Origin of the sequence: Geotoga petraea (assembly GCF_900102615.1) — a bacterium.
GTDB classification, from domain to species: domain Bacteria; phylum Thermotogota; class Thermotogae; order Petrotogales; family Petrotogaceae; genus Geotoga; species Geotoga petraea.
The window spans coordinates 96,608-121,189 of record NZ_FMYV01000001.1 but is presented as its reverse complement, the minus strand read 5'-3'; the positions used below and the strand labels follow the sequence as shown (position 1 = coordinate 121,189).

General features: G+C 29.8%; 25 protein-coding genes. 12 read left to right on the top strand and 13 right to left on the bottom strand.

All coding sequences use genetic code 11. From position 1 onward, the window contains the following. Positions 1–8: 8 nt before the first annotated feature. The 6 genes from BLS00_RS00515 to fsa are packed head-to-tail and all read right to left on the bottom strand — an operon-like array spanning position 9 to position 3,847. Positions 9–269, bottom strand: a complete 261-nt coding sequence (locus BLS00_RS00515; protein ID WP_091401826.1) for a DUF3783 domain-containing protein — start codon at positions 267–269, stop codon at positions 9–11. A gap of 21 nt (positions 270–290) precedes the next feature. Continuing rightward, positions 291–953 carry a hypothetical protein gene (locus BLS00_RS10710; RefSeq protein WP_218119781.1) on the bottom strand — a complete coding sequence of 221 codons (663 nt, stop codon included), beginning with the start codon at positions 951–953 and terminating at the stop codon, positions 291–293. A gap of 8 nt (positions 954–961) precedes the next feature. Continuing rightward, positions 962–1,633: a sodium/glutamate symporter family protein gene (locus tag BLS00_RS10705; protein WP_218119780.1), complete on the bottom strand. Its 672-nt coding sequence runs from the start codon at positions 1,631–1,633 to the stop codon at positions 962–964. A gap of 1 nt (position 1,634) precedes the next feature. After that, positions 1,635–2,717 (bottom strand): lysophospholipid acyltransferase family protein, encoded by a 1,083-nt coding sequence (locus BLS00_RS00505; RefSeq protein WP_091401823.1) that lies wholly within the window; start codon positions 2,715–2,717, stop codon positions 1,635–1,637. Positions 2,718–2,721: 4 nt separating this feature from the next. Further along, positions 2,722–3,138, bottom strand: coding sequence for a secondary thiamine-phosphate synthase enzyme YjbQ (locus tag BLS00_RS00500; RefSeq protein ID WP_091401821.1), 417 nt, complete (start codon positions 3,136–3,138; stop codon positions 2,722–2,724). Positions 3,139–3,187: 49 nt separating this feature from the next. Further along, positions 3,188–3,847: a fructose-6-phosphate aldolase gene (fsa, locus tag BLS00_RS00495; protein ID WP_091401819.1), complete on the bottom strand. Its 660-nt coding sequence runs from the start codon at positions 3,845–3,847 to the stop codon at positions 3,188–3,190. A gap of 168 nt (positions 3,848–4,015) precedes the next feature. Between fsa and BLS00_RS00490 the strand changes: the two genes are divergently transcribed. The 6 genes from BLS00_RS00490 to BLS00_RS00465 are packed head-to-tail and all read left to right on the top strand — an operon-like array spanning position 4,016 to position 9,723. Continuing rightward, complete coding sequence (locus BLS00_RS00490; protein WP_091401817.1) at positions 4,016–4,573, top strand: flavin reductase family protein; 558 nt, start codon at positions 4,016–4,018, stop codon at positions 4,571–4,573. After that, positions 4,566–5,201 carry a hypothetical protein gene (locus BLS00_RS00485; RefSeq protein WP_091401814.1) on the top strand — a complete coding sequence of 212 codons (636 nt, stop codon included), beginning with the start codon at positions 4,566–4,568 and terminating at the stop codon, positions 5,199–5,201. Before BLS00_RS00490 ends, BLS00_RS00485 begins: the two co-directional genes overlap by 8 nt. A gap of 19 nt (positions 5,202–5,220) precedes the next feature. After that, positions 5,221–6,021 (top strand): hypothetical protein, encoded by an 801-nt coding sequence (locus BLS00_RS00480; protein ID WP_091401812.1) that lies wholly within the window; start codon positions 5,221–5,223, stop codon positions 6,019–6,021. Then, a complete protein-coding gene (gene pheS / locus BLS00_RS00475; protein WP_091401811.1) occupies positions 6,014–7,027 on the top strand; it encodes a phenylalanine--tRNA ligase subunit alpha in 1,014 nt (337 codons plus the stop codon). The genes BLS00_RS00480 and pheS overlap by 8 nt, the downstream gene beginning before the upstream one ends. An 11-nt stretch (positions 7,028–7,038) precedes the next feature. Further along, entirely contained in the window at positions 7,039–9,402 is a 2,364-nt protein-coding gene (gene pheT / locus BLS00_RS00470) for a phenylalanine--tRNA ligase subunit beta (protein WP_091401808.1), read from the top strand. 12 nt (positions 9,403–9,414) lie between these two features. Then, a complete protein-coding gene (locus tag BLS00_RS00465; protein WP_091401806.1) occupies positions 9,415–9,723 on the top strand; it encodes a hypothetical protein in 309 nt (102 codons plus the stop codon). Positions 9,724–9,768: 45 nt separating this feature from the next. Here BLS00_RS00465 and BLS00_RS00460 read toward each other — a convergent pair whose 3' ends face one another. Further along, positions 9,769–10,962, bottom strand: coding sequence for an MFS transporter (locus tag BLS00_RS00460; protein WP_091401803.1), 1,194 nt, complete (start codon positions 10,960–10,962; stop codon positions 9,769–9,771). 344 nt (positions 10,963–11,306) lie between these two features. Between BLS00_RS00460 and BLS00_RS00455 the strand changes: the two genes are divergently transcribed. Both BLS00_RS00455 and groL read left to right on the top strand, forming a co-directional pair. Next, positions 11,307–11,576: a co-chaperone GroES gene (locus BLS00_RS00455; protein ID WP_091401801.1), complete on the top strand. Its 270-nt coding sequence runs from the start codon at positions 11,307–11,309 to the stop codon at positions 11,574–11,576. A 17-nt stretch (positions 11,577–11,593) separates the two neighbouring features. Then, on the top strand, positions 11,594–13,243 hold the full coding sequence (groL, locus tag BLS00_RS00450) for a chaperonin GroEL (protein ID WP_091401799.1): 1,650 nt from the start codon (positions 11,594–11,596) through the stop codon (positions 13,241–13,243). A 56-nt stretch (positions 13,244–13,299) separates the two neighbouring features. Here groL and BLS00_RS00445 read toward each other — a convergent pair whose 3' ends face one another. From BLS00_RS00445 to BLS00_RS10540, 3 genes are all read right to left on the bottom strand, one after another. Continuing rightward, positions 13,300–14,469, bottom strand: a complete 1,170-nt coding sequence (locus BLS00_RS00445) for a DUF401 family protein (RefSeq protein WP_091401797.1) — start codon at positions 14,467–14,469, stop codon at positions 13,300–13,302. 80 nt (positions 14,470–14,549) lie between these two features. Beyond that, positions 14,550–15,302 carry an ATP-binding cassette domain-containing protein gene (locus BLS00_RS00440; RefSeq protein WP_091401795.1) on the bottom strand — a complete coding sequence of 251 codons (753 nt, stop codon included), beginning with the start codon at positions 15,300–15,302 and terminating at the stop codon, positions 14,550–14,552. Beyond that, positions 15,283–15,450, bottom strand: a complete 168-nt coding sequence (locus tag BLS00_RS10540; protein WP_176759803.1) for a hypothetical protein — start codon at positions 15,448–15,450, stop codon at positions 15,283–15,285. The genes BLS00_RS00440 and BLS00_RS10540 overlap by 20 nt, the downstream gene beginning before the upstream one ends. A 367-nt stretch (positions 15,451–15,817) precedes the next feature. On the opposite strand from BLS00_RS10540, the gene BLS00_RS00435 reads away from it, so the two are divergent. From BLS00_RS00435 to BLS00_RS00425, 3 genes are read left to right on the top strand one after another with little or no spacing between them, the layout of a single operon-like run. Next, the gene (locus BLS00_RS00435) at positions 15,818–17,932 is read left to right on the top strand and encodes an alpha-galactosidase (protein WP_091401793.1); all 2,115 of its coding nucleotides are present in this window, start codon (positions 15,818–15,820) and stop codon (positions 17,930–17,932) included. Continuing rightward, the gene (locus BLS00_RS00430; RefSeq protein ID WP_091401790.1) at positions 17,932–18,957 is read left to right on the top strand and encodes a LacI family DNA-binding transcriptional regulator; all 1,026 of its coding nucleotides are present in this window, start codon (positions 17,932–17,934) and stop codon (positions 18,955–18,957) included. The genes BLS00_RS00435 and BLS00_RS00430 overlap by 1 nt, the downstream gene beginning before the upstream one ends. Continuing rightward, on the top strand, positions 18,957–20,789 hold the full coding sequence (locus BLS00_RS00425; protein ID WP_176759802.1) for a beta-galactosidase: 1,833 nt from the start codon (positions 18,957–18,959) through the stop codon (positions 20,787–20,789). The genes BLS00_RS00430 and BLS00_RS00425 overlap by 1 nt, the downstream gene beginning before the upstream one ends. A 24-nt stretch (positions 20,790–20,813) precedes the next feature. On the opposite strand, the gene BLS00_RS00420 is transcribed toward BLS00_RS00425, so the two are convergent. From BLS00_RS00420 to BLS00_RS00410, 3 genes are all read right to left on the bottom strand, one after another. Then, entirely contained in the window at positions 20,814–21,143 is a 330-nt protein-coding gene (locus BLS00_RS00420; RefSeq protein WP_091401784.1) for a DUF1292 domain-containing protein, read from the bottom strand. A 136-nt stretch (positions 21,144–21,279) separates the two neighbouring features. Then, positions 21,280–21,552 carry an HU family DNA-binding protein gene (locus tag BLS00_RS00415; RefSeq protein ID WP_091401782.1) on the bottom strand — a complete coding sequence of 91 codons (273 nt, stop codon included), beginning with the start codon at positions 21,550–21,552 and terminating at the stop codon, positions 21,280–21,282. Positions 21,553–21,645: 93 nt separating this feature from the next. Further along, the gene (locus BLS00_RS00410) at positions 21,646–22,398 is read right to left on the bottom strand and encodes a (S)-benzoin forming benzil reductase (protein ID WP_091401780.1); all 753 of its coding nucleotides are present in this window, start codon (positions 22,396–22,398) and stop codon (positions 21,646–21,648) included. 151 nt (positions 22,399–22,549) lie between these two features. On the opposite strand from BLS00_RS00410, the gene BLS00_RS00405 reads away from it, so the two are divergent. Then, positions 22,550–24,580 carry a metallophosphoesterase family protein gene (locus BLS00_RS00405; RefSeq protein WP_176759801.1) on the top strand — a complete coding sequence of 677 codons (2,031 nt, stop codon included), beginning with the start codon at positions 22,550–22,552 and terminating at the stop codon, positions 24,578–24,580. Positions 24,581–24,582: the final 2 nt, after the last annotated feature.

Sequence of the window (24,582 nt, the reverse complement as noted above, 5' to 3'; positions counted from 1 at the left end):
ATGATATTTCATTTTTTATCTTTTTCTTTTTGATTCTTATAAACCCCTTCTTTTAAGTTTTTATTTACTTTTTTCATTTCTTCATGTTCTGCATTAAGTTCATTGATCAAATCGGTAACAGTCCATTGACAACTTGTTGGAGTTACAGATGCAAAAACGATCTCTGGTAAGCCTTCAATTTCTTTAACTTTCTTCATTACTTCCAATAACTGTTTATTTGACAAACCATTTACTATAATTGTAGGTTTATCTTTTATGCTTTCATACATTTATATCACTCCTTTTAAACATTATTTATTTCTTTTTCTGTTGTTTACTAACCATAAAACCCATAAAAAAATCCCATATCCGAATAAACTAAATAAAGCATAAACATTGAGCATAGAATCCCCTGATTTCAAAGCTAAAGCAGGAAACGTCAAAATGGCAAGCAATGGGGCTCCCAAAAATAGAGACATACCTGATCCATAAATCAGATTTTCTGCAGTACCAGATTTTAAAGTTGGGTCTACTTCTCTAAGCAAAGACATGCCTGTAGAAATTGTACCTGTCAACATTCCAAAAAAACCTATTCTATTTTCAATTTCATGTGATTTGATAGTCTTTTTAACAATAAAGTATATGAAACCATAAGTCCCCATACCAATTATTAAAGAAGTTAAAACGATATAGAAAACAATTCCACTAATCTCAGAAAACATTACAGCTGCTATGGATGCTGCAACCATGAAATCAAAAACCAAGCCTGAAACTCTATGTAATAAAAAATCGTTAAGATAGTTTTCTTCGGCAATACCTAAATCAAATAGTTTGTCATAAACTTTTCTGAATAATAAAGCCACTAAAGCGCCAATAACAAAGTGAAATCCTTCTAAAGTTGTAGCCAACGTAGCTCCCAAATCTCCCATATCAGAAAGTAATAATTTTAACCCTTGAATTATAAGAAATACCACAAAATAGATTACTCCGATATAATAACAAATTGGATGGTCAACCCATCCATATCAGAAAACTCATAATCTTTAACCATCATTTCTTTTTTTGGAACAACTTGAATTTGCTCGTGCTTTTTCTTTTTATTAACAATCAAGATATTTAATATGATAATACCTCCAATGGTTGCCCAAGCAAATCCTGATGCAGCTATAGCAAGACCTGCTCCACCGCCATTTAATAGTCCTAATTTCTCCCATTGAGTACCAATGGAAAAAGCTTGTCCAGGTCCTTGTCCAAATCCAAGTGGAAATAAAAGTCCCATTCCAGGAAAAATCTGTTTATCAAAAATATTAAAACCAAAAGACATCGCCAAGCCTAAAACACCTTGGAATAGATATGTGGACACTATTATAATTCCTGCATTTAATGCATTTACATTTTTTGATTTTTTTACACTTCTCAAAGATAAAGCTATGAACCCAATTGCCATAAGGTGATAAATAATAGTTCCCAAACCATCAGCATCTAATGGGATTAGCCCTAATACGTTAGGCCCCAATATCAGCCCAACAAAACCCGCAAGAATAGAATTTGGAATTATAAACCTCTTCAATCCAGGAATATATTTTTTTAAGAGAATGGCAATTGCAAAAAATAAAGTAATATAAACAAAATCATCTATCATATCCCAAAACATCTTACTCCTCCTTGAGTAAATGAGTTAAATTTTTCAAAAATAGAGAGGAATTTTCGGTTTTCAACCTATATAAATCCCCCTCATAAAAAAACTCATTTATTTTTTTTAAAAATGTTGAATCATTTTTTATATCTTTCAACTTGATTTCAAAATTATCAATACTAAGAATACCTTTATGTAGCTGTAAGACGCCTTTGTACTTTGTTTTCTCATTTTCAGTAAAACGGACAAGTTCTGATTTCCCAAAATAGTACTTTTTATTTCTGTCATAATCTATTTTCATTATCTTTTTTTGTTCGTCAAGAATGTCTTTTGCTGTTTTTTTGTTTATAAAACCATATTCATCAACAAAAACTTCAAAACCACATTTTTGACATTTCATAGATTTTTTTAAATATTTGAATGAGTGAAAGCTTTTACATTCAGGGCAGTACCACATGAGCCTTTTTAAACCTTTTGTCTTATTTTTGCCTTTGTATGTTTTCATCTTTTCTTTCTGCCAATCCCATTCAGAAACATTTATAAAATCTAAAGCTTCTTTCCCTTCGAACACATCAAGCTTTATTTCTATAGTTCCCCTTCTTGATTTTTCAGCCCACCTTGGTTTTGAAAGATAACCGCGGTAAACCTGTGCGGCTACCACAGGAACTTTCATTCTATCTATGAATTTATCTGTTCCTTTTGGAACTTTCCCAAAAGACCCATCCCAAGCAACTGATCCTTCAGGAAACATACCAACAATTCCATTTTTTTGAAATGTTCTGTAAATATTTCTTATGGATACAATATCAGGTTTGTTTTTCTGTTTAGGTATTGAACCAATTCCCTTTAGAGCTAAGGAGAGAAGTTTATTTTCAAAATTACCTTTTGCTACCACCCATGAAATAGGTTTATTTATGGCATAACTAAGAAAAAAACCATCTAAAAAATGGGTGTGATTTGCTATCAATATGAAAGGTGGTTCAGGAATTTCTTTTTTCTTTTGAACTTTTATATCTAAAAAGTTATCAAATAATGGATATAATAATTTATGAGCAGTTCTCCATAACAGAGTATCTGCTGGAGCCGTATGTTTTTTATTCATGATATTATTCTCCAATAATCTTTACTAAAACTCTTTTATTCCTTTTACCATCAAATTCTCCATAAAAAATTTGCTCCCAAGGCCCAAAGTCCAATTCCCCTTCGGTTATGGCAACAACAACTTCTCTACCCATAATAGTTCTTTTAATATGAGCATCTGCATTGTCTTCAAATCCATTATGATAGTATTGATCATAGGGTTTTTCTGGAGCCAATTTTTCTAAAAAGTTTTCGAAATCCCTATGCAAACCACTTTCATCATCATTGATAAAGACGGATGCAGTTATGTGCATTGCATTTACAAGAACAAAGCCTTCCTTTATATTGCTCTCTTTCAAACATTCTTTTATTTTTGGAGTTATATTGATAAATTCCCTTCTTTTTTTTGTGTTGAACCACAGCTCTTTCCTATAACTTTTCATATTATCCCTCCAACAAAAATATCATAAAAATAAAATGGGCGAACCCATTTTATTTTTTATCCATATAATCTTGGTATTTTTTCCAATCTTTTAAGAATCTTTCTAACCCTATATCTGTCATTGGATGTTTAAACATTTTTTCGAGAACGACCATAGGTATTGTAACAACATCTGCTCCTGTTAAAGCTGCTTCTAAAACATGTTCTGTGTGTCTAACGCTGGCAACCAAAACTTCAGTTCCAAATTGATAATTTTCAAATATAGTAACTATTTCACCTACAATATCCATACCTGTATTGCCAATATCATCCATTCTTCCAATAAATGGGCTGACATATGTTGCACCTGCTTTAGCAGCTAAAAAAGCTTGTAAAGGGCTAAAAATCAACGTAACATTTGTTTTTATACCTTTTTGAGATAGAGTTTTAACGGCTTTTATACCTTCAGGCAGCATTGGAATTTTAACAACAACGTGGGGATTAAGATTAGCCAATTTCTCTGCTTCTTTTACCATACCTTCGTAGTCAGTAGATATAACTTCAGCACTTACAGGGCCTTTCACTGTTTCACAAATTTCAACAATTCTATCTTCAAAAACTGCATTTTCTTTTGAAACAAGTGTTGGATTTGTAGTTACACCATCTACAATCCCCCAGTCAACACCTTTTTTAATCTCTTCGATATTAGCAGTATCTAAAAAAATCTTCATACTTTTTCCCCCTTTATAAGTTATATGTTCAAATTAATTATACCATACATAAAAATATGATTATAGTCCTTGTTATAGTGTTTTACATATAATTATGTGTTATTATTTAAAATTACATCATAATTTGTTATAATTGATATTGATATTATTTTAAATGGAGGGTTTAATTTGAAACCAAATATATTTTTCTCCAAATTACCAATGCCGGTATGTGCTATTACTTCTAAAGTCGGACAGGAAGTTAATTCAATGACGGTAGCATGGAGCATGCCCGTTTCTGCAAACCCACCACTTTTTGCGTTTGCAATAAAAAAAATCAGACACACTTGGAAATTTTTAGAAAGCTCCAAACAATTTACCGTGACTTTTTTTGATCAAGAAAATGTTCAAAAAGCTCACGGAATAGGTAGAATATCAGGAAGAGAAGGTAACAAATTGCAAGCTTTAAATGTTTCTTTGAAACAGTCTGATGAAATAGAAAGCCCCTATATAGAAGATGGATACTTTGCGATGGAATGCAAAGTAAAATCTATTTATACTGAGGGAGACCATGAATTAGTTGTTGGAAAAGTTCTTAAAGTTCATGAAATAAACAATAACAAACCGTTATTGTACTTATCAAATGATGAATATGGTGTAATAGACGAAAATATAAAAAAAATTGATACAAAATCTTTGGTAAATTTTATCAGAAATAAAATTTCTGAAGGTGAAAATAATGGTTAATAGTGTTGAACAGAGAAATTATATTTTAAGAATTATAAATCCAAAATTAGATTTCCCTGAAATTCATTTACAAAAAGGTTCTTCCTTAGGAATATTTACAAGAGATTATAAAAAAACATTGAAAAACTTATTCAAGATTTTGACAAATCCAGATAAGTTTTCAGAAAAAGTGACGGTTAATGATTTGATTGCCAACAATTCAAGTTGGATAGGAAGGAGTTTTTCTCATTTAGTTATACCTGAATTGTGGGATAAAAACATTTTAGAAATACTTAAAGAAAAACCCGATAGAAGACATTTAATAGTTATTTCAGCCTCAGATGATGATATAAAATCTGAAGAATATTCTGAAATCTCCGATTTATGTTCTCTTTATAAAAAAGATGGAGCAGTTCTCATTATTACTGATTCTAAAAACTTGATTGAAGCAACTTCAGACGAAGTTTTAGATGAAAAAGGAAACAAAATCTCGTATAAAACTGGACAATTCTTCGAAGATATGAATGGGAAAGAAATTGAGGATGTCAATAAAATTGAATCAAACTTGAAAAACATTAAATTTAAAAAAATGAAAATATTAAGAGACGATACTACTGGTGAATTAAATATAGAAGACTTGTTTAAATAAAGATAAAAGGGGGCAAACTTTGAAAAAATATTTCAAATCATTTTCTATGATAATATTACTATTTTTTGTGTTTATTTATTCTGCTAATTTAATAACAGATTATGTTTTCGAAAGCCAACCTTTTCATTTTATAGGCGAAGCACCCTTTGACTTGGATAATGTTCAAAAGGTATCCGAAAAACCCAAAAATACAAAAGCTCTTTTGAGCTTTAAAAATAATACTCTGAATATAATCTTACCTAAAAATGCACAATATATTCAAGAAATAATGCCAGAAATAAACATAATAAACTATAAGATATCCAAACTACAAAATCAACTCGTTTCAAATTATATAACTGTTGATGAAGAAATCAGCCAATCTAAAATCTTTGAAATTTCAAAAATAATAAAAGAGGTTATAATATTTTCTTTTATTTTTTTTAGCGGCTTAATTATAAAAGTGTTCAGCCAAAAAAGTTATTTTTTGTTGAGTTTTAATTATGTTAGACAATTTTTAAGCAAAATAATATATTTTAGTTCGATAGTGATTTCTATTATAATTATTTCTAACATACTAACAGACTATATTTTTATAGAGCGATTGTTTTTTATTTCGGTAAGTTCAGTTATTATCGCAAATATATTTTCAAATAAATGGATAAAAAGTTTAATATACTTTATTTCATTATACTTTTACTTTTTACCGCCATTTGATGTTAATTACAATTATCTATTTATAACAGCAATATTGATAAATTTTGTCCTTTCATATTTTTTGGTAAGAAATATAAATATAATAAAAATAGACAAGATCAAGGAGGAAAATACCAATGATTGATAGCACTATTATTGATGATTTAAAATCTGAAATAAATAAAGTAGATAATAAACAAGACTTTCAAAATTTAAAAGCTTCATATTTAGGGAAAAAGGGTAAAGTGAAGGATTTGATGAAAGAAATATCTAAAATAGAACCTGAAAAGAGAAAAGCCTACGGGCAAGAAGTAAACAAAATAAAAAACCAAATTGAACATATTTTTGAAGAAAAAATGGAAGAAATTAAAAAAATAGAAAAAGAAAAAAAAGAAAAGAAAAATTGGATAGATGTAACTCTTCCCGGAGCTATTACAAACCGAGGGAAGGAACATCTTATCGAAAAAACGGCAAGAGAATTGATTGAGATATTCACAAATCATGGTTTTAAACAAGTTGAAGGACCTGAAGTCGAGAAAACATGGTTTAATTTTGACGCATTAAATACACCTGAATGGCATCCTGCGAGAGAAATGCAGGATACTTTTTATATCGATTCTGATGTTGGAACACTTTTAAGAACCCATACCTCTCCTGTTCAAGTTAGGACGATGCTTAAAGAGAAACCTCCTCTTGCAATAATTTCACCAGGAAGAGTTTTTAGAAAAGACGAAATGGATGCAACTCATTTGTTTGCTTTTAACCAATTGGAAGCATTATATATAGACAAAAAAGTGAGCGTGGCAAATTTAAAATACTACTTAGAAAGTTTTACAAGAGAATTTTTTGGAAGTAAAGTGGATATTTTATTAAGACCAAGTTATTTTCCTTTCACTGAGCCAAGTTTTGAAGTTGATTTAACCTGTATAGCATGTGGAGGAAAAGGTTGTAATGTTTGTGGAAATACAGGTTGGATTGAAGTATTAGGAGCAGGGCTTGTAAACCCTAATGTCATTAAAAATGTTGGACTCGATCCAGATGAATGGCAAGGTTTTGCACTTGGCGCGGGAATTGAAAGATTTGCTATGTTAAAATATAATATAAATGATATAAGAGAATTTGTAAAAAATGATATAAGATTCATCGACTGAGGAGGATACTAATGAGAATTTCAAAAGATTGGATAAGCGATTACATAGATTTGAAAATTAATTACAACGATTTAGTAAGACAGTTAAAGCTACACACAGCAGATGTTGAAATAATGGAATCATTTGGAGACGAACTAAAAAATATCAAAGTTGGAAGAATAGATAAAATTAAAGAACACCCTAACGCTGATAAATTAATCATATGCGAAGTAAACTTAGGAGACGAAACTCTTGACATAGTAACAGGGGACCTTACAGTTAAAGAAAAAGATTTAGTTCCTGTAGCCGTTGATGGAGCGGTTTTATACGATGGTTTCAAGATAAAGACAAGAAATTTTAGAGGTGTAAAGTCTCATGGAATGCTATGCTCTCTTGAAGAAATTGGTCTTGAAGAACATTCAGATGCTATATATACAATAACAGAAGATGTTGAACCAGGAACAGATTTTATAAACTATTTCAAAATAAAAGATCAAATATTGTCAATGGAGATAACTCCCAACAAACCTGATTTATTATCTTACCTTGGTACAGCAAGAGAATTTACAGCAATTGACGCAGCTGAAAATTTTAAATTACCTGTATATAAAAAAATTAACACAACTACCAAGGGATTTCCAGTCAAAATAGAATATGATGGATGTAAAAGGTATACAGCTTTAAAAATGAAAAATATAGAAATAAAACCATCCCCCTTATGGATGGTAAAAAGACTTGCAATGGCTGGAATCAGAAGTATAAACAACGTCGTAGACATAACAAACTATGTTATGTTGGAAACTGGTCACCCGATCCACGCATTTGATATGAAGACTATTAAGAATTCTATTATAGTTAGAAAAGCTAAAGAAGGTGAAAAGGTAGTACTATTAGACAAAAGAGAGTTGGAATTAGTTGGACATGAAACGTTAATAACTGATGAAGAAAAAATATTGGCACTTGGTGGTGTTATGGGGGGAAATATTTCTGGTATAAACGAAAACACAAAGGAAATTTTACTCGAAGTTGCCCATTTTGATCCAATAAATATTAGAAAAACTACAAATCACCATAAGCTAAGTACCGATTCATCTTATAGATTTGAAAGAGGAGTAGACCCAAACAATGCATTTTTTGTTATGGGAAGGTTGATTTATCTTATTGAAAAATATGCAAACGGTTCAACAGATTATAATGCCACAGATATTTACCCTCAAAAAATAAAAAATAAAAAACAACCTTTGAGAATTAATTACTTGAACTCTAAGTTAGGCATAAATCTTACAATTGATGAAATAGAAGAAATCCTCAAAAGGTTAAACTTTGGGTTTGAAAGAATTAACGAAGGTTTTGAAATCACAATTCCAACTAACAGGCCAGATATAGAAGGAGAAGCAGATCTTGTTGAAGAAATTGGCAGAATCTATGGATATCACAATATTAAAAGTGAAGCTCCAAAAAGTACATTCTTAAAAGGTGAAAGAAATGAAAATTATGTTTTCAAAGAAAAAGCAGCATCGATTTTAAGACACCAGGGTTTTCATGAAACAAAAAATATACCTCTTATGAATGATACAAAATTTTGGAAATCTGAAGCAAATGTAAAAATAATCAACCCTATTTCAGCAGAGCTTGAATTCTTAATACCTGAATTGATTTATCCAATATTGGAAACTGTTTCCTACAATTATAGAAATCAAAATAAAGACATAAAAATGTTTGAAATAAACAAAGTATTTTTAAAAGACGAAACTTCAGAAACCAAAGTAAAAGAACCAACACACATGGCAATCGTTTCTACAGGTGAAGAAAGCCCTGCTGATTACACAGACAAAAGAAAAGTTTCTTTTTATACATTAAAAGGGACTCTTGATTATTTATTTGAAGAAAATGGAATCAGTGCTACATACAAAAGATCCAACATAAAAGGATTTTCTCAATCTCAAACAGCAGAAATTTTCATAAAAGATACAAAAATTGGTTATATTGGTTTAATCGATCCAGAAATGGCAGACAAAATGTATGATATAAAAGATGAAATTTTTGTTGCAGAAATTGATTTAGACGCAGTTAAAAAATACTCAAAACTCGTAAGTAAGGCATCTAAAAAATATGATTATCCTTCTATAAAAAGAGAATATTCATTCATGGTTCCAATATCAACTGAGTTTTCAGAAATTAACAAAACAATTGAAAATGCAGGAAATATTATAGAAAAAATTCAAATCTTTGATGTTTATAGGGGGAAGGGAATAGATCCAAATTTTAGCAGCATAACTATCACAATAATATACAGATCTCATGAAAAAACTTTGACCGATGACGAAGTAAACAAAGTTGAATCAAAAATATTAAAACAACTTGAAGATAAAAACGTTAAGCTTAGAAAAGCCTGAGGAGGATTAAAAATGGCAAGAGTATTTGGAGAAGATACAGGTAAAGGGTTTATAAAAGAAGAACCTTTTGAAATATTTGTAAAGGCAATAGAAAGTGCAATATACAAATCACCTGTCAGAAAAACTGACAAAATATTTTTATCGGATTTGTGGTTCATAACTTCACTTCCATATGACATATTGATTGAGGCTATTGAAAAACACTCAAAAGACATGAACATCCCTGAAGATATAAACTACATATATGATGAAAAAAACAATAAAAACATTTGGCAAAGACAAAAGAACTCAGATAAAGAACATGTAGACACAAACAATTAAAAAGAAAAGGATAGTTGAAAACTATCCTTTTCTTTTTTTATATGATTATCCATTATTGCCGTATAATTCATGAAGTATTTTGCCTTTTTGTATAGGCTTAAACATTTTCTTTAACATTAAATATCCAATAAAATAGAATATTGAAGCTATTAAAAATAAATAAGTGTAACCTGAAGGCAAAGCAACAATTATACCAAACATAATAGCAGCAACAGCTCTGGAAACAAAATTGAGTGAATTTCTTATGCTATTTATTGTTGTAACTTTGTCTTTAGGCATAGAACTTAACACAATGTTCATCCCAACAGGATTTGTCATGTTCATAAAAGAAAACCTAAAAGCATACAAAGTTGTAAAAACATAAGGGTTATTTACAAAACCAAGGCTGATTATAAGTGGAACTACTACCAAACTAAGTGCTCTCATATATCTAAAAGGCCCAAATTTTTTCCCTAATTTTGGGGATAAAATAGATCCCGTAGCCGCGCCTAATTGAGCAATGGAAAGGGCTATCCCAATCATCGCTGGGCTCATATCAAACATGTCTTTGAAAATCAAATTCCCAAAATTAACAAACAATCCGGCACCAAAACTAATTGAAAATGTCCTCAAAAAATAGTATTTAACAATTTCCTTTTGATCGGATGTGAATTCAGATATATCAAATATCTCTTTAATGGTTCTATCTTTATTTCCAACACTTTCTGGTATTCTCGATAACAAACCAATAGATAAAACATAAGCAAATGCGGCTATAAATAGAGTTGTTCTTAATCCAATAAATTCACCCATAAAGCCGCCAACAAAATTACCAAACACGCCAGAACCCATCATCAATCCAAAATTAAAACCAAAAGCTTTTCCTCTTACTGAATGTTCTGTAATATCAATTATATATGAATTTAGAAGAAGCATTCTTGAAGTCATAAATCCACCACTAAAAAAGGATAATGTGTACAATACTGATTGTATAGGAAAACTTATTCTGGCTATCAAAAGTAATCCAAAACCCAATGAAGTGATAAAAAGCATTCGCTTTTTACCAAATCTATCTCCTAAGACTCCTATAATTATGCCAATAATAGCAGAGCCAACCATTTCTATAGATGTTATTTGACCAATAAAGTCATTTCCAAAGCCAATATCTCTCAAAAATAAATTAAAAACAACTTTGTATATAGCCCATGAAACACTACTTATAAAAGAATAAAATATTAAATTAGTTAAATTTTTTGACATATCACCACTCCATTAGTTAGTATAACTAACAATATTATACTAAAAAATTAGTCAAAATAAAAATAAATTATGTTATTTTTTCTTGAATAAATATTGATCAATCGTTTCTTAGTTTAAAATCAATTAATATAAACATTTTATATGATTTTTATGATTTTAATGATTTCTTTAGTTAATTAACTGTAATTGTTCTTATTTATATTTAATTGACCATATTCAACAATTTTAAGTGTTGAAGAATAAGGCAAAAAATGGTAACATAAAAATGCATTAGCACTCATAATAATAAAGTGCTAAAATAACAAAAAATAAAAACACCAAAATATATAAAAGGAGGTATTTTAATGAACATCAAACCTTTAGGAAACAGATTACTTATTAAACCTATTGTTGAAGAGAAGAAAACAGATGGTGGAATAGTTTTACCAGATTCTGCTAAAGAAAAACCTCAAAGAGCTTTAGTTATAGAGGTAGGAAGCCTTGAAGATGATTACGATATAAATAAAGGCGATAAAGTTATTTTTGCCAAATTTGCTGGAACTGAAATAGAAATGAACGATGAAAAACATATAATTATCGATGTTGATGATATTTTAGCAAAAGTTGAAGACTAATAGGAGGTGCATGAAATATGGCTAAAGAATTAAGATACGGAGAAGAGGCAAGAAGAGCCCTCGAAAGAGGAGTTAACAAAGTTGCCGATGCTGTAAAAATAACATTAGGTCCAAAAGGAAGAAACGTTGTTTTAGAAAAAAGTTGGGGTTCTCCAACAATTACAAATGACGGTGTTTCAATAGCAAAAGAAATCGAATTAAAAGATAAATTTGAAGATTTAGGTGCACAATTAGTTAAAGAAGTAGCTTCAAAAACTAATGACATAGCAGGAGACGGTACAACAACTGCTACTGTTTTAGCCCAAGCTATGATTCAAGAAGGGCTTAAAAATGTCGCTGCTGGTGCTAACCCAATGCTTATGAAACATGGTATTGAAGTTGCTACAAAAAGTGCTGTAGAAGAAATAAGAAATGTTAGTAAAAAATTATCTGGTAAAGAAGATATAGCACACGTTGCTTCTATTTCTGCTAACAACGAAGAAATAGGTAATTACATTGCAGAAGCTATGGATAAAGTTGGTGAAGATGGCGTTATAACCGTTGAAGATTCAAAATCAATGGAAACTCAAGTTGACTTTAAAGAAGGTATGCAATTTGATAGAGGATATGTTTCTCCATATTTTGTAACTAACACTGAAAAAATGGAAGTTGAAATGAAAGAACCATACATTTTAATCACAGATAAAAAGATTTCAGCTGTAAAATCAGTAGTTCCTACTTTAGAAAAAGTAGCTCAAGAAGGCAAACCATTAGTTATTATTGCTGAAGATTTAGAAGGAGAAGCATTATCAACATTGGTTTTAAATAAATTAAGAGGTACATTAGAATCAGTTGCAGTTAAAGCACCTGGATTTGGAGACAGAAGAAAAGCAATGCTTCAAGATATTGCTACATTAACTGGAGCAACAGTTATATCTGAAGAAGTAGGATTATCATTAGAAGATGTAACTTTAGAAGATCTTGGAACAGCTGAAGTTGTAAGAATAGGTAAAGAGGATACAACAATTGTTGGTGGAGCAGGTAAAAAAGAAGATATTGAAGAAAGAATTAAACAAATAAGAGGACAAATTGCAAATACAACTTCAGATTATGAAAAAGAAACTCTACAAGAAAGATTGGCTAAATTAGCTGGTGGAGTTGCTGTAATTCAAGTTGGTGCAGCTACTGAAACAGAATTAAAAGAAAAGAAACATAGAATCGAAGATGCTTTATCAGCAACAAGAGCGGCCGTTGAAGAAGGAATGGTTGCTGGTGGAGGAGTTACTTTATTAAGAGCCAAAAAAGCTGTAGAAAAAGCAATAGAAAAATTAGAAGGTGACGAATTAATTGGTGGAAAGTTAGTTTTAAAAGCTTTAGATGCCCCAATTAGACAAATTGCTAAAAACGCTGGTGTTGAAGGCGCAATTGTAATAGATAAAATTCTTTCAAGCGACGATCCAGCATTTGGATACAACGCATTGAAAAACACTTATGTAAATATGTTTGATTCTGGTATAATTGATCCAACAAAAGTTACCAGATCAGCAGTTCAAAACGCTGCTTCAATTGCTTCTATGCTTCTAACTACAGAAGTATTAGTAGCAGATGAACCAAAAGACGATGAAGATATGGGAGGAAACCCTGGCGCAGGAATGGGCGGCATGGGTGGAATGGGCGGTATGATGTAATCGCCTACCCTCAATGTATTATTTTCGAAGGGTGTGCTTTTAAGCACACCCTTTTTTTATATAGATACAAATATAAACATTATTATAAAACCTATTATGGAAAAAATTAAAGGCCAAATCATTTTTTTCACCATCTTTGATATTTTAACCCCAAAAAACTCGGAAGTCAACAATAAACAAAGGTGAACTGGAGTTATCAAAACGCCAATTACTGAGAAATAGTAAGTAGTCAAAGTTGCTGGAAGTAAAGGTAAAATACCTTGTTCAATCAAAGATATTGTTATAGGCATAGTTACTGCAAATCCAGCTTGAGTTATTCCCGTGATCATACCTATGATAACTGGAGATACAATTATTATCAACCAAGGACTTAGCCCAATATCGTTTAAATTCATGACAAAATTTTCTGATAAGTTCGAAATTTCAACAAAATTTTTGTACCAAAAAACAAAAAATAAAAGCAAGAGAACTTCCCACTTAATTCTCAAAAAACCCCTATAATTTTTATAATAAAGTGCATATACAAAAGAAACTACAAGGACAACCAAATAACCTGGAAGTTGTGCGATAACTCCCAACATAATAGCCAATATTGGCAACAAAGAGATAAATAAATGTTTCCAGTTTTCTGGGTTATGATTCACTTTTATCTTTCCAAGTTTAAAGAAAAACCAAGCCCCAACCAATGAAAATATACCTATTGGTAATTGTATAAGAAGAATCTTCGTAAGGGATATTCCAGTTAAAGCACTTTCCATAACTATTGCTGGATAAAGAATCCAAAAAAATTCCATTGAATGTCTAAACCAGTAGTTTATAACAGAAGCATTCAAAGGAGATATCCCAGATTCGTCTGAAATATCTTTAACCATAGGGGCTGTAAACATAGCACCACCAGGCATCGGTAAAAGCCCTAAAAACATGGGCATAAAAGCTATAGCCTGTTTGGCGTTGAAAAGATGCTTTATATGCAAAGCAAATTTTTCAGAATTCCCAGAAGTTCTCATTGTATCAGATAAAAGGTATATCCCAAATATAACCCCCAAAACTTCATAAAAATTAGATGTTATCGCAGTAACTTTGGCACTTTCAAAAATAAAATTAGTGTTCATGGAAATCAAGCTGGTAACTATAATGGCTACAAGCATGGCCCAATGAACTTTTTTAGTTATTTTTATAGCCAATATCATGCTTGCAAAACCACTTAATATTGATACAATAGCCAAAAAGCATCACCTCATATTTTTAGTTAGTTAACCTTATTATATCAGAGAAATATAAAAAAATAAACTCGCTATTTGCGAGTTTATCTTGGAAAATTCATCATAAAACTATCCATAGTTCCATTATATTGTATTTGTCCATTTTCAATAAAAATAATTTTATTTGCAATATCACTGAATAAATTAAGATTTCTTGTAGAAATGATCAACGTCCTATCTTTTTTCATGTCGTATAGAATTTCTTTTACATCTTTCAACAAAAAATCATCAAGATGATCTAATATAGAGTCAAACATAAACACTTTTGGATTTCTTGCTAAAGAAATAAAAGTTATAAGTAATATTTTTTCTCCAATTGACCAACTCTTAAGTGAGTTATGAACTTTTAAATTATCCAAATCAGAAAATTTTTTAGATAAACCAAGTTTTTCCAAAATATCAAAATGTTCTTTTGATATATCTTTTAATTTTAAACCCAAAGAAAGATTTATAACTTCGCTTAAAGTTAAAATATTCAGGTTTTCAACAAATGTAGGATCTACATAGGTTATTTGTGACCTAAGATACTTTCTATCCAACTCGTTTACATTATTACCTTCAAAAAAAATTCCGCCTTTACCTTTAACGTCGTTGTATAGCTCCTCATTGAGATGTACAAAAGATCTCAATAATGAAGATTTCCCTGAATTTCTTGGTCCATATAGTAAAACAATATCATTAAAGGATATATCCAAAGATATATCCTTTAATATTGAATGTTCACCTATATCCATTCCAAAATTACATAATTCAATTATTTTTTCGTTATCAGAATAATTAATAATCTGATTTTCCATTTTTATTCTCAACGTTTTCTTTTGTATTGCCTCGCCTTAGCTTTGCAATCTTTTTAATATATTCACTGTTTTTCTCTTCTTTCATTATTTTTATAAACTCAAATTGAGAAGATAATTTAGGATTAGAAAAACTGTATCTATCTTTCAACACGATCACCTCGATCATATTATTTCCATCATCTCTATGATACAAGTTTTTTTATACAATAATAATAATATATATTACATTTTTTTTATGATATAGATAAAATGTATTATAAAATCATCGGCTTATGAATAAATTGTAAATATATATCGACTTTATTACCCATAGGAAAATATACTAAAAAAAGGATTCTAAAATTTTTATTTTTTAAAAAAACAAAAAATCTCAAACTCAATATAATGATGAATTTTTAACATATTTATTATTAAATGAAATACGGCACTTATATATCAAAGAATGAGGGTTTTGATTTTTTTGTAAACAGTTATAAAATTCAAGTGAACGTTAATTATAAAACTGGAGGTATATTATGCCTATTAAATTTATTAAAAATAGAAATTTGTGGATATTGGAAACAGATAATATGGCCTACTGTTTTGCTAAAAATAATGATGGTCATTTAAAGAACACATACTTTGGTGCCAAACTAATTTTTGAAAACGATTATCCAGGAACAGAAAATTATATAGAAAGAGACTACTGGCTTTGGGATGAAGAAATTTCTGTAAGGGGAGAAGCCAATTTCGTTGAACATAATCTAAAGATATCTTTTGAAGATGGGACAAGAGACTTAGTCTTAAGTTATATAAAACATAAAATAACAGAAAACAAATTATTCTTAATCTTAAAAGATCACTTCTATGATCTTGAAGTGATTGTAACTTATAAAATAATTGAAGAATACGACCTGATAGAAAGAAAACATACAATAATAAACAACTCAACAAAAACTGTAAAAATTGAAGATGCAAAATCTGGAACAATCTATATTCCAAATAAGGATAATGCAAAATTAAACTATTTAACTGGTATGTGGATACACGAATTCCAAAAAAGAAAAGAACTCATAAATGAAGGTAGGAAAGTTTTAGAAAGTCGCTTGGGGAAAACTAGCTCTTTTCTAAATCCTTTTTTTGCTGTGGATTATAATGCTTCTCAAACAGCTGGAGAGGTTTACTTTGGGCTTATTAAATGGAGCGGGAACTGGAAGGTTGAAATTCAAAAACAGCTATATGAAAGAATAGCTATATCTATGGGAATAAATGATTGGGATTTTAACATGATATTAAATCCAAAAGAATCCTTTGAAACCCCAGAAATAGTTTTTGGTTTTTCAGATCACGGATTTGATAAAATGACGAACAACCTTCACAAATACGCAAGAAATTATGTATTGCCAACAAAAAAATCAAGAACAGTTAAAAAAGTTTTATACAACTCTTGGGAGGCAACTCTTTTTGATGTGAACGAAAAAAATCAAAAAGAGTTAGCAAATATAGCCGCAGAAATTGGAGTAGAACTATTCGTTATAGACGATGGCTGGTTTGGGGAAAGAAACAGTGATAAAAGAGGTCTTGGAGATTGGTTTGTAAACAAAAATAAATTTCCAAATGGATTAAAACCTTTGATAGATCATGTTAACAATCTTGGAATGGATTTTGGTATTTGGGTAGAACCTGAAATGGTTAACCCAAATAGTAAACTTTATTCTGAGCATCCTAACTGGGTTATAAACTTTCCAAATAGACCAAGAACTGAAAAAAGAAATCAATTAATGCTTAACCTTGCTAACAAAGCTGTAAAAGAATATATTATTGATTTCATGGATGACTTGCTGAATAATAATAACATAAAATATGTAAAATGGGATATGAACCGTTATGTTTTTGAATCCGGATGGCCAGAAAAAAATGGAGATAAGCAAAAAGAAATATGGTACTACTACACAAAAAATTTTTATGAAATAATAAACTACCTTAGAAATAAACATGAAAATGTAATTTTTGAAAATTGTTCCAGTGGTGGTGGAAGAGTGGACCTTGGCATCATGAAATATTTTGATGAAATTTGGACTTCTGATAATACAAGCCCTTATGACAGACAGTTTATTCAAGAAGGATTCGCTATGGTATACCCTGTATCAACAATGAGAAGCTGGGTGACTGATTGGGAAGGTAAAAACACATATCCTTTAGACTTTAGATTCAAAGTAGCCATGTCTGGAACTCTTGGGATTGGTGCTAACCTTATGGAATACAACAAAGAAGAATTGAAAGTTTCCAAAAATAATGTTGAGTTTTACAAAAAAATTCGTGAAACGGTGCAATTTGGAGATTATTATCTACTTAATTCTGTTTATGAGAACAATTATCAAGCTATACAATACACTAAAAATAAAAATATAGTAGTTTTCATCTATATTAACCCTAAAGCATTAAATAATTTCAAAACTTACCACATAAAGTTAAGAGATTTAGAAGATACTGCAAAATACACCATAAATGAAACAGGGGAAGTTTATTCTGGCAAAGCACTTATGAGATCAGGCTTAAATATTTATTCTGAAATAAAAATAGATGCAGCTATCAGAAAAAAAGATATTTTTAAAGCAGAAATAATAACCATTAGAAAGGATGAATTTTAATGAATAAGAAATTTGTAACTATGAAAGACATAGCAAAAGAAGTTGGAGTTTCAATAAATACTGTTTCAAAAGCTTTTAAAGATCACCCCGATATTTCAGAAAAAACCAAAAGTATTATTTTAGATACTGCTGAAAAGATGGGCTATATCAAAAATTATTCTGCTTCAATACTGAGAGGAAAGAAAAGTGGACTGCTGGGAACTATTTACTCGGATGGTTCTAATCCTTTTTTTTCTGAAGTTGGTAAAGGGATAGAATATGAAGCAGATAAAAATGGATACAATGTTATAACTATGAACTCAATGGGAAATTTAATCAAAGAAAAAAAGAATATAATGACACTTTTAGAAAACAGAGTAGATGGGTTAATATTATTCCCCATCAACAATAAAATGGAATATTATGATATATATAATTTAAAACAAAATACCGTTTTAGCGGGGCAACCCTTTGACGGTGATATTTTTGATAATGTCTATACCGATGAGTTTAATGGAGCTTTTAAGGCAGTTGATTATCTAATAAAATCTGGAAGAAAAAAAATTATGATGATTGATAACTTTCTTTTTAAAATAGGTAAAAATAAAAGATACCAAGGTTATACATATGCATTAGAAAAAAACAACATAAAGTACTCCAACAAATTACACAAGGTAGTTGGAAAATTGGATAGAATTCATAGGATAAATGAAGGGAAAAAGATCATAGAAAAAGCTGTAAAAGATAATATCAAGTTTGATGCCGTTTTTACTTTTAATGATTTGCTTGCTTTTGGAGTTATAAAAGGGCTACATGAATCAGGCCTAAAAATCCCAGAAGATGTTTCTGTCATGGGATATGATGATCTTGATTTATCAAGCATGATCACACCTTCTTTAAGTACTGTCAAATACGATAAATTTGATATGGGGGGAAAAATAGTGAAAACTTTGATGAAAAGATTGAAAAAACCAGACAAAAAGACTGAAAGAGTTAAAATCGATACTGATATTGTTATAAGAGCTTCTACAAAGGGGGGGGAATGATGTTTGGGGTTGATTATTATCCAGAACATTGGAATAAAAATAGAATAGAAATTGACATGAAATCTATGGTGAATAATGGTGTGAAAATAATAAGAGTTGCAGAATTTATGTGGGCTCAAATGGAAATAGAAGAGGGGATTTTTAATTTTGATCTTCTTGATCATGTCTTCGAAAAAGCCGAAGAAATTGGTTTGAAAATCATCCTTGGAACTCCAACAGCTACACCACCTGCTTGGCTTATAAGAAAACATCCAGAAATCCTTCAAAAAGATGAATATGGACATGTGAGAAATTTTGGGAGTAGAAGACACTATTGCTATAACAACAAAGTGTATAGAAGATATTCTGGGATAATTGTTGAAAAAATGGCTGAAAGGTATTCAAAATACGACTGTTTATATGCTTGGCAAATAGATAACGAATTTGGTTGCGAAAATACGACATATTGTTATTGTAAAGACTGTGATAGTTCATTTAAAGAATATTTAAAAGAAATATATGATAACGTAGATGTTCTAAATAAAAACTGGGGAACGGATTTTTGGTCTCAAAAATACAATGATTTTTCTCAAATAGAAACGCCAAAAAAAACAAATGCCTTTTTAAATCCTCATCAAGTTTTAGATTTTTATAGATTTTCAACGGAAGGAATTGGTGAATTTGCAAAAATTCAAATAGACATTATAAAAAAATACTCAGATAAACCCATCACCCATAATTTTATGGTTAATTTTGGAGAAATAGACTACAAAAAGCATCATGAATTGTACGATTTTATTTCATACGACAATTATATGCCAGTTCAAGATTACAACCCTATGATAGCAGCTTTCAATTTTGATCTTATGTACGCATTAAAAAATAAAGAATTTACAATTATGGAACAACAGCCAGGAAGAGTTAATTGGCAAGAAAAAAATATATTTTACTCAGTTGATTGGTTAAACAATGCTTCCACTCAAACATTTATGCATGGAGCAAACAATTTACTCTATTTCAGATGGAGAGCACTTCCCTATGGAGCAGAACAATTTCATAATGGAATAATAGGATACGATGGAGATACTGAAAATTCTGAAAGATTAAATATGATAAAAAAACTAAACCAAATAGAATTTGAAAAAAAAGAAAAAGCAGATGTAGCAATATATTTTGATTATCAAAGTAATTGGATGCACAAAATAAATAATGTTTCGAAAGATTTTGACTATTTTATGGAGGTAATAAACCTATACGAAGCATTCAAAAGAATGAAGAAAAATGTAGATATTGTTTTTGAAGATGATGATTTTAGCAAATACGAAACTCTTGTAATCCCATACTCTTACTATCTTTCTGAAAAGGCTATGGGTAAAATAAAAAATAGAGATAAAAAAACCATACTAACTTGCATGACGGGTTTAAAAGAATACAACAACCACATCAAATCTGACGAAAAATTAGGATTTCACTTAAAATCTTTGGATTTCAATATAAACGATTTCGGAGCCATAGAAGAAGAAAAAATCTCTTTGTCTGGAAAAAGGCTGATCTCCAATTATTGGATTGAAGATATAGAACTTTTAAAAGGAAAAGTTTATTGCACATGGGAATCAGGACCTTTGAGAAATAAAGCCTCAATATTAAAGTCTGAAGATGACAAAATTCTATACATTGGCACAGTTTTAAATACTGAGTCTCTAATCGAGTTATTAAAAGAATTTATAGATTATGATGTGATTTTACCAAAAAAGGTAGAATACATTAACGGAAAATACATTAATTTTTCACACGAAAAAAAATTGTTTGGTAATATCGAACTTAGACCTTATGAAATAAGAAGTGAAACCTAAAAAAATAATGGTGCTTAAGCACCATTATTTTTTTTCATCATCATCGTCTTCAACCTGAATTATTTCATAATCGCCATCTTCAAAATCTTTTTCTTCTAATTTTTCCCATTCTTCTGCAACTCTATTGTGTTCTTCTTCATCTTCAACTGATTCAATAATAAAATCTTCTCCATCTTTTGTAACTCTGAAAACAACGCTATCTCCAAGTACTATCTCTTCACCATCTTCATCTGGATACGCTTCATCACAAACCCAATAAGAGTTACCATCTAACTCAATTGTATCAACGTACATAAAATGTCTTTCATTATCTTCTTCATCTTTAATAGTAAAGAATTCTAATTTATTATCCATAATACTACCTCCATACTCAAAAGAGTTTTAACTTTACTAATTATAAAACAAAACTATTAAGCTAATATAATATTGAGAATATAAATTGTAAACTAATCATGAATAAAAAAAAGAGGCTAATAAGCCTCTTAAAATATTATTTTACTCTTTCTTTTAATTCGTTACCAGGTTTGAACTTAGGAACTGTTCTTGCTGGAATTTCAATTGGTTCTTTTGTTTGAGGATTAACACCTTTTCTGGCTTTTCTTTCAGAAACAGAAAAAGTACCAAATCCAACTAATTTTACTTCTTCTTTATTTTCAAGTGAAGAAGAAACTACTTCGATAAAAGCATCGATGAAATCTCCTGCGTCTTTTTTTGAAGCATTCATTTTTTCTGCAACAGCTGTAATGAGTTCTTTTTTGTTCATTAAAAAAAACACCCCCTAATAAATTTGGCTAACAAGTTATAATAGAATTTTACCATAAAAATCTACTATAATCAAGTTTTTAAAAGGGCTTACTCAATTTACAAACTCATGCATATGATATATACCTCCATTTTTAAGCTCATTATTTTCCAACAGTTCAATTAGTTTTTCAGCAACATATGAAGGTTTCAACAATTTTCCTTCTTCTTTCAGCCCTATAAATCTATTCAATTCAACAAAGTCTTCTTCAGATGAATTTCTTATCCTTTTTTGCATTGAAGTATCTACGACACCTGGTGAAAAAGAGTAAACACTGTATTCAGTATCTTCTAATTCGAGGGCAGAGGTTTCTGTAAGTAAATTTATTCCCGCCTTAGATGAACAATATGGAGCCCAACCAAAAACTGCTCTCTTAGCTGCTCCAGAAGAAATATTCACTATATCTTTCTTCACTGGAATATCTCTTGTGTATTTTATAAAATTATTTATCATAATTGATGGAGCTATTAAGTTAAGTGTAATGTTTCTGCTTATATCCAAATCATCTGATCTACCCATAGGTTTTATTGGTTCTACAGTTCCAGCATTATTTATCAAAGTGATCTTTTCTACTTTGTTTTTGTCGATTTTATCAACAATTTGTTTTATCAAACTTTTTATTTCCTCAATTCTGGTTAGATCAAATTCATAATAATCCAAAACACAATTTTTATGATCAGCAAGATCGATAAGATCTAAGTTTTTAGTCCTTGAAATACAAGCCAATTGATTGTCAGGTGATACCAGTTTTTTTGCTATAGCTTCGCCAAGACCTTTAGATGTTCCTGTAATAATGAAAAAATTCATTATAACAACCTCCTAAATTTAATTACTTAGTATATCTTTTAAAAAAGACTTTTGTATATTATAATTATAATATAGTAAATTAAAATAAAATAAGAACAATACCAATAACATTATACTAAAATTATTATTTTTATAAAATGGAGGTACGATGATGAAAAAGTTGAATATCTTGGTTATTTTTCTCTTAATTATGGTTTTTTCTTTATCATCCAATAATATTTTAATTAAAGGGTCATTAGATAACTCCGACAATATTTTTATTCAAAATTCTGTTATGACAGTTATTATCGATAGCAAAGACGGTGATTTAATATCTATACATTCAAATATTAACAAAAAGAATTTTTTAAACAATCACGACATTATTATACAAAATCATTCTGTAAATGAATATATAATTGAAGATATTGAAAATGGATATAAAACTATTGAAAAGTCAGATAACTTTGAAGTAACTACTTACTACACTCTAAATAATAATTTTCTTAACCTTAAAACTGAGATAAAGAACATTTCAGACCAAGCTAATTTATTAAAAATGAATGAAATTTTAGATTATGATGGAATAAGCCACAATTATTTGTCTAAAAGTTTTTTAAACGAAAATTTATTTTCAATTCAGGTTGAAAACACTTCAATGATTTATGGATCTTTAAATGACGAAATAAAAAGAATGATCACCAATGGAAACCGAATATTTTCGTCTCCTAAATTTGCCAAATTAAACTCTAAAGAGACTTTCACTTTTAACAGATTTTTTGAAGTGGGAAAAGATATAGCCTCACTACATAAAGATTACATGGACAGAAAGGGAATTGAATATAAAACATATACTGGAAATATTCATATAAAAGATGCGAAAGATTTAGAGTTTATAAACATCAATTTAAAAGAAAAGTTCTTTGAATCAATTTTAACCAGGACTTATACCGATAAAAAAGGGAATTATACATTATATTATCCAAAAAAGTCTAATTTATATTTCGAATTTGAAAACAAAAACTTTTCAAGTGATAAATTTTATGAATTGTCTACAGAAGTAGATTTAGAACCTCAAATTAACGATTTTTTTTATATGCCTTCTCTAACAGAAGTAACAACAAATGGCATAACTTTTAACTACAGGACACTTATCCCATCGAAATCCATAATACACATTTTTAAAGATGGTGAAGAAGTAGCTTTAATACAAAATAACTATCCAAAAGAGTACCACCAACTAAAAGTTATGAATTTAAAGCCAGGTACACAATATTACTATTATGTAGAAATACCAGAAACTTATGGCAGTGAAAAAATTCTTTCTCCAATAAAAAAATTTAAAACTAAGCCCGAAAAAATTGAACCTTTTAATTTTGTAGTTTATGGAGACAGCCAAATATACAACAAAAGACATGAACTCGTAGTAGATACAATATACAATAATCATGGATACCCCAGTTTTATTGTAAGAGTAGGCGACCAGGTTGAAAAAGGTCATGATGAGCAAATGTGGTCAGATCATTTCGAAGCATCATACAAATTAACAGGCTCTGTCCCAGTTTATTTTGCCCTTGGTAATCACGAATACAATGATGATTTATACTATAATGCTCTGGACTTACCAGATGGTGGAGGGAAAGACAACGAAAGGTATTATTCCATAGACTATTTAAACGTTCATTTCATATTTTTGGATTCAAATATCACAGAAACACAACCAGAATTCAAGTCTCAATTAGATTGGCTGGAAAACGATTTAAAAAATACCGATAAAAATAAGTTTATTTTTGTTTCTTACCATCACCCTTTCTGGACTCAAGCACAAGAATACGGAGAGATGGAAGAAAATTATCCCCAAGGGCATTACAACACAAAACACTGGCTACCTTTATTCAAAGAATATGGAGTAGACGCAGTATTCAACGGACACATACATGCTTATGAAAGATATTATAAAGATGGCATACAGTTTGTGACAACAGGTGGTGGAGGATCCAAATTAAACGAATTACACACAGCTGAACCACTACCTTGGAAAGAGTTTGAACTGTTAAGACATCTAAACTACGTCAGCGTTGAAATACATGATAATAAAGCTGTATTTACAATTTATTCTGTAGCGTATGCCCCATCAAAAGACACACCAGAAATTTACACTCCTACTAATGAAATAATAGATCAGTTTGAAGTGATAAAATAATT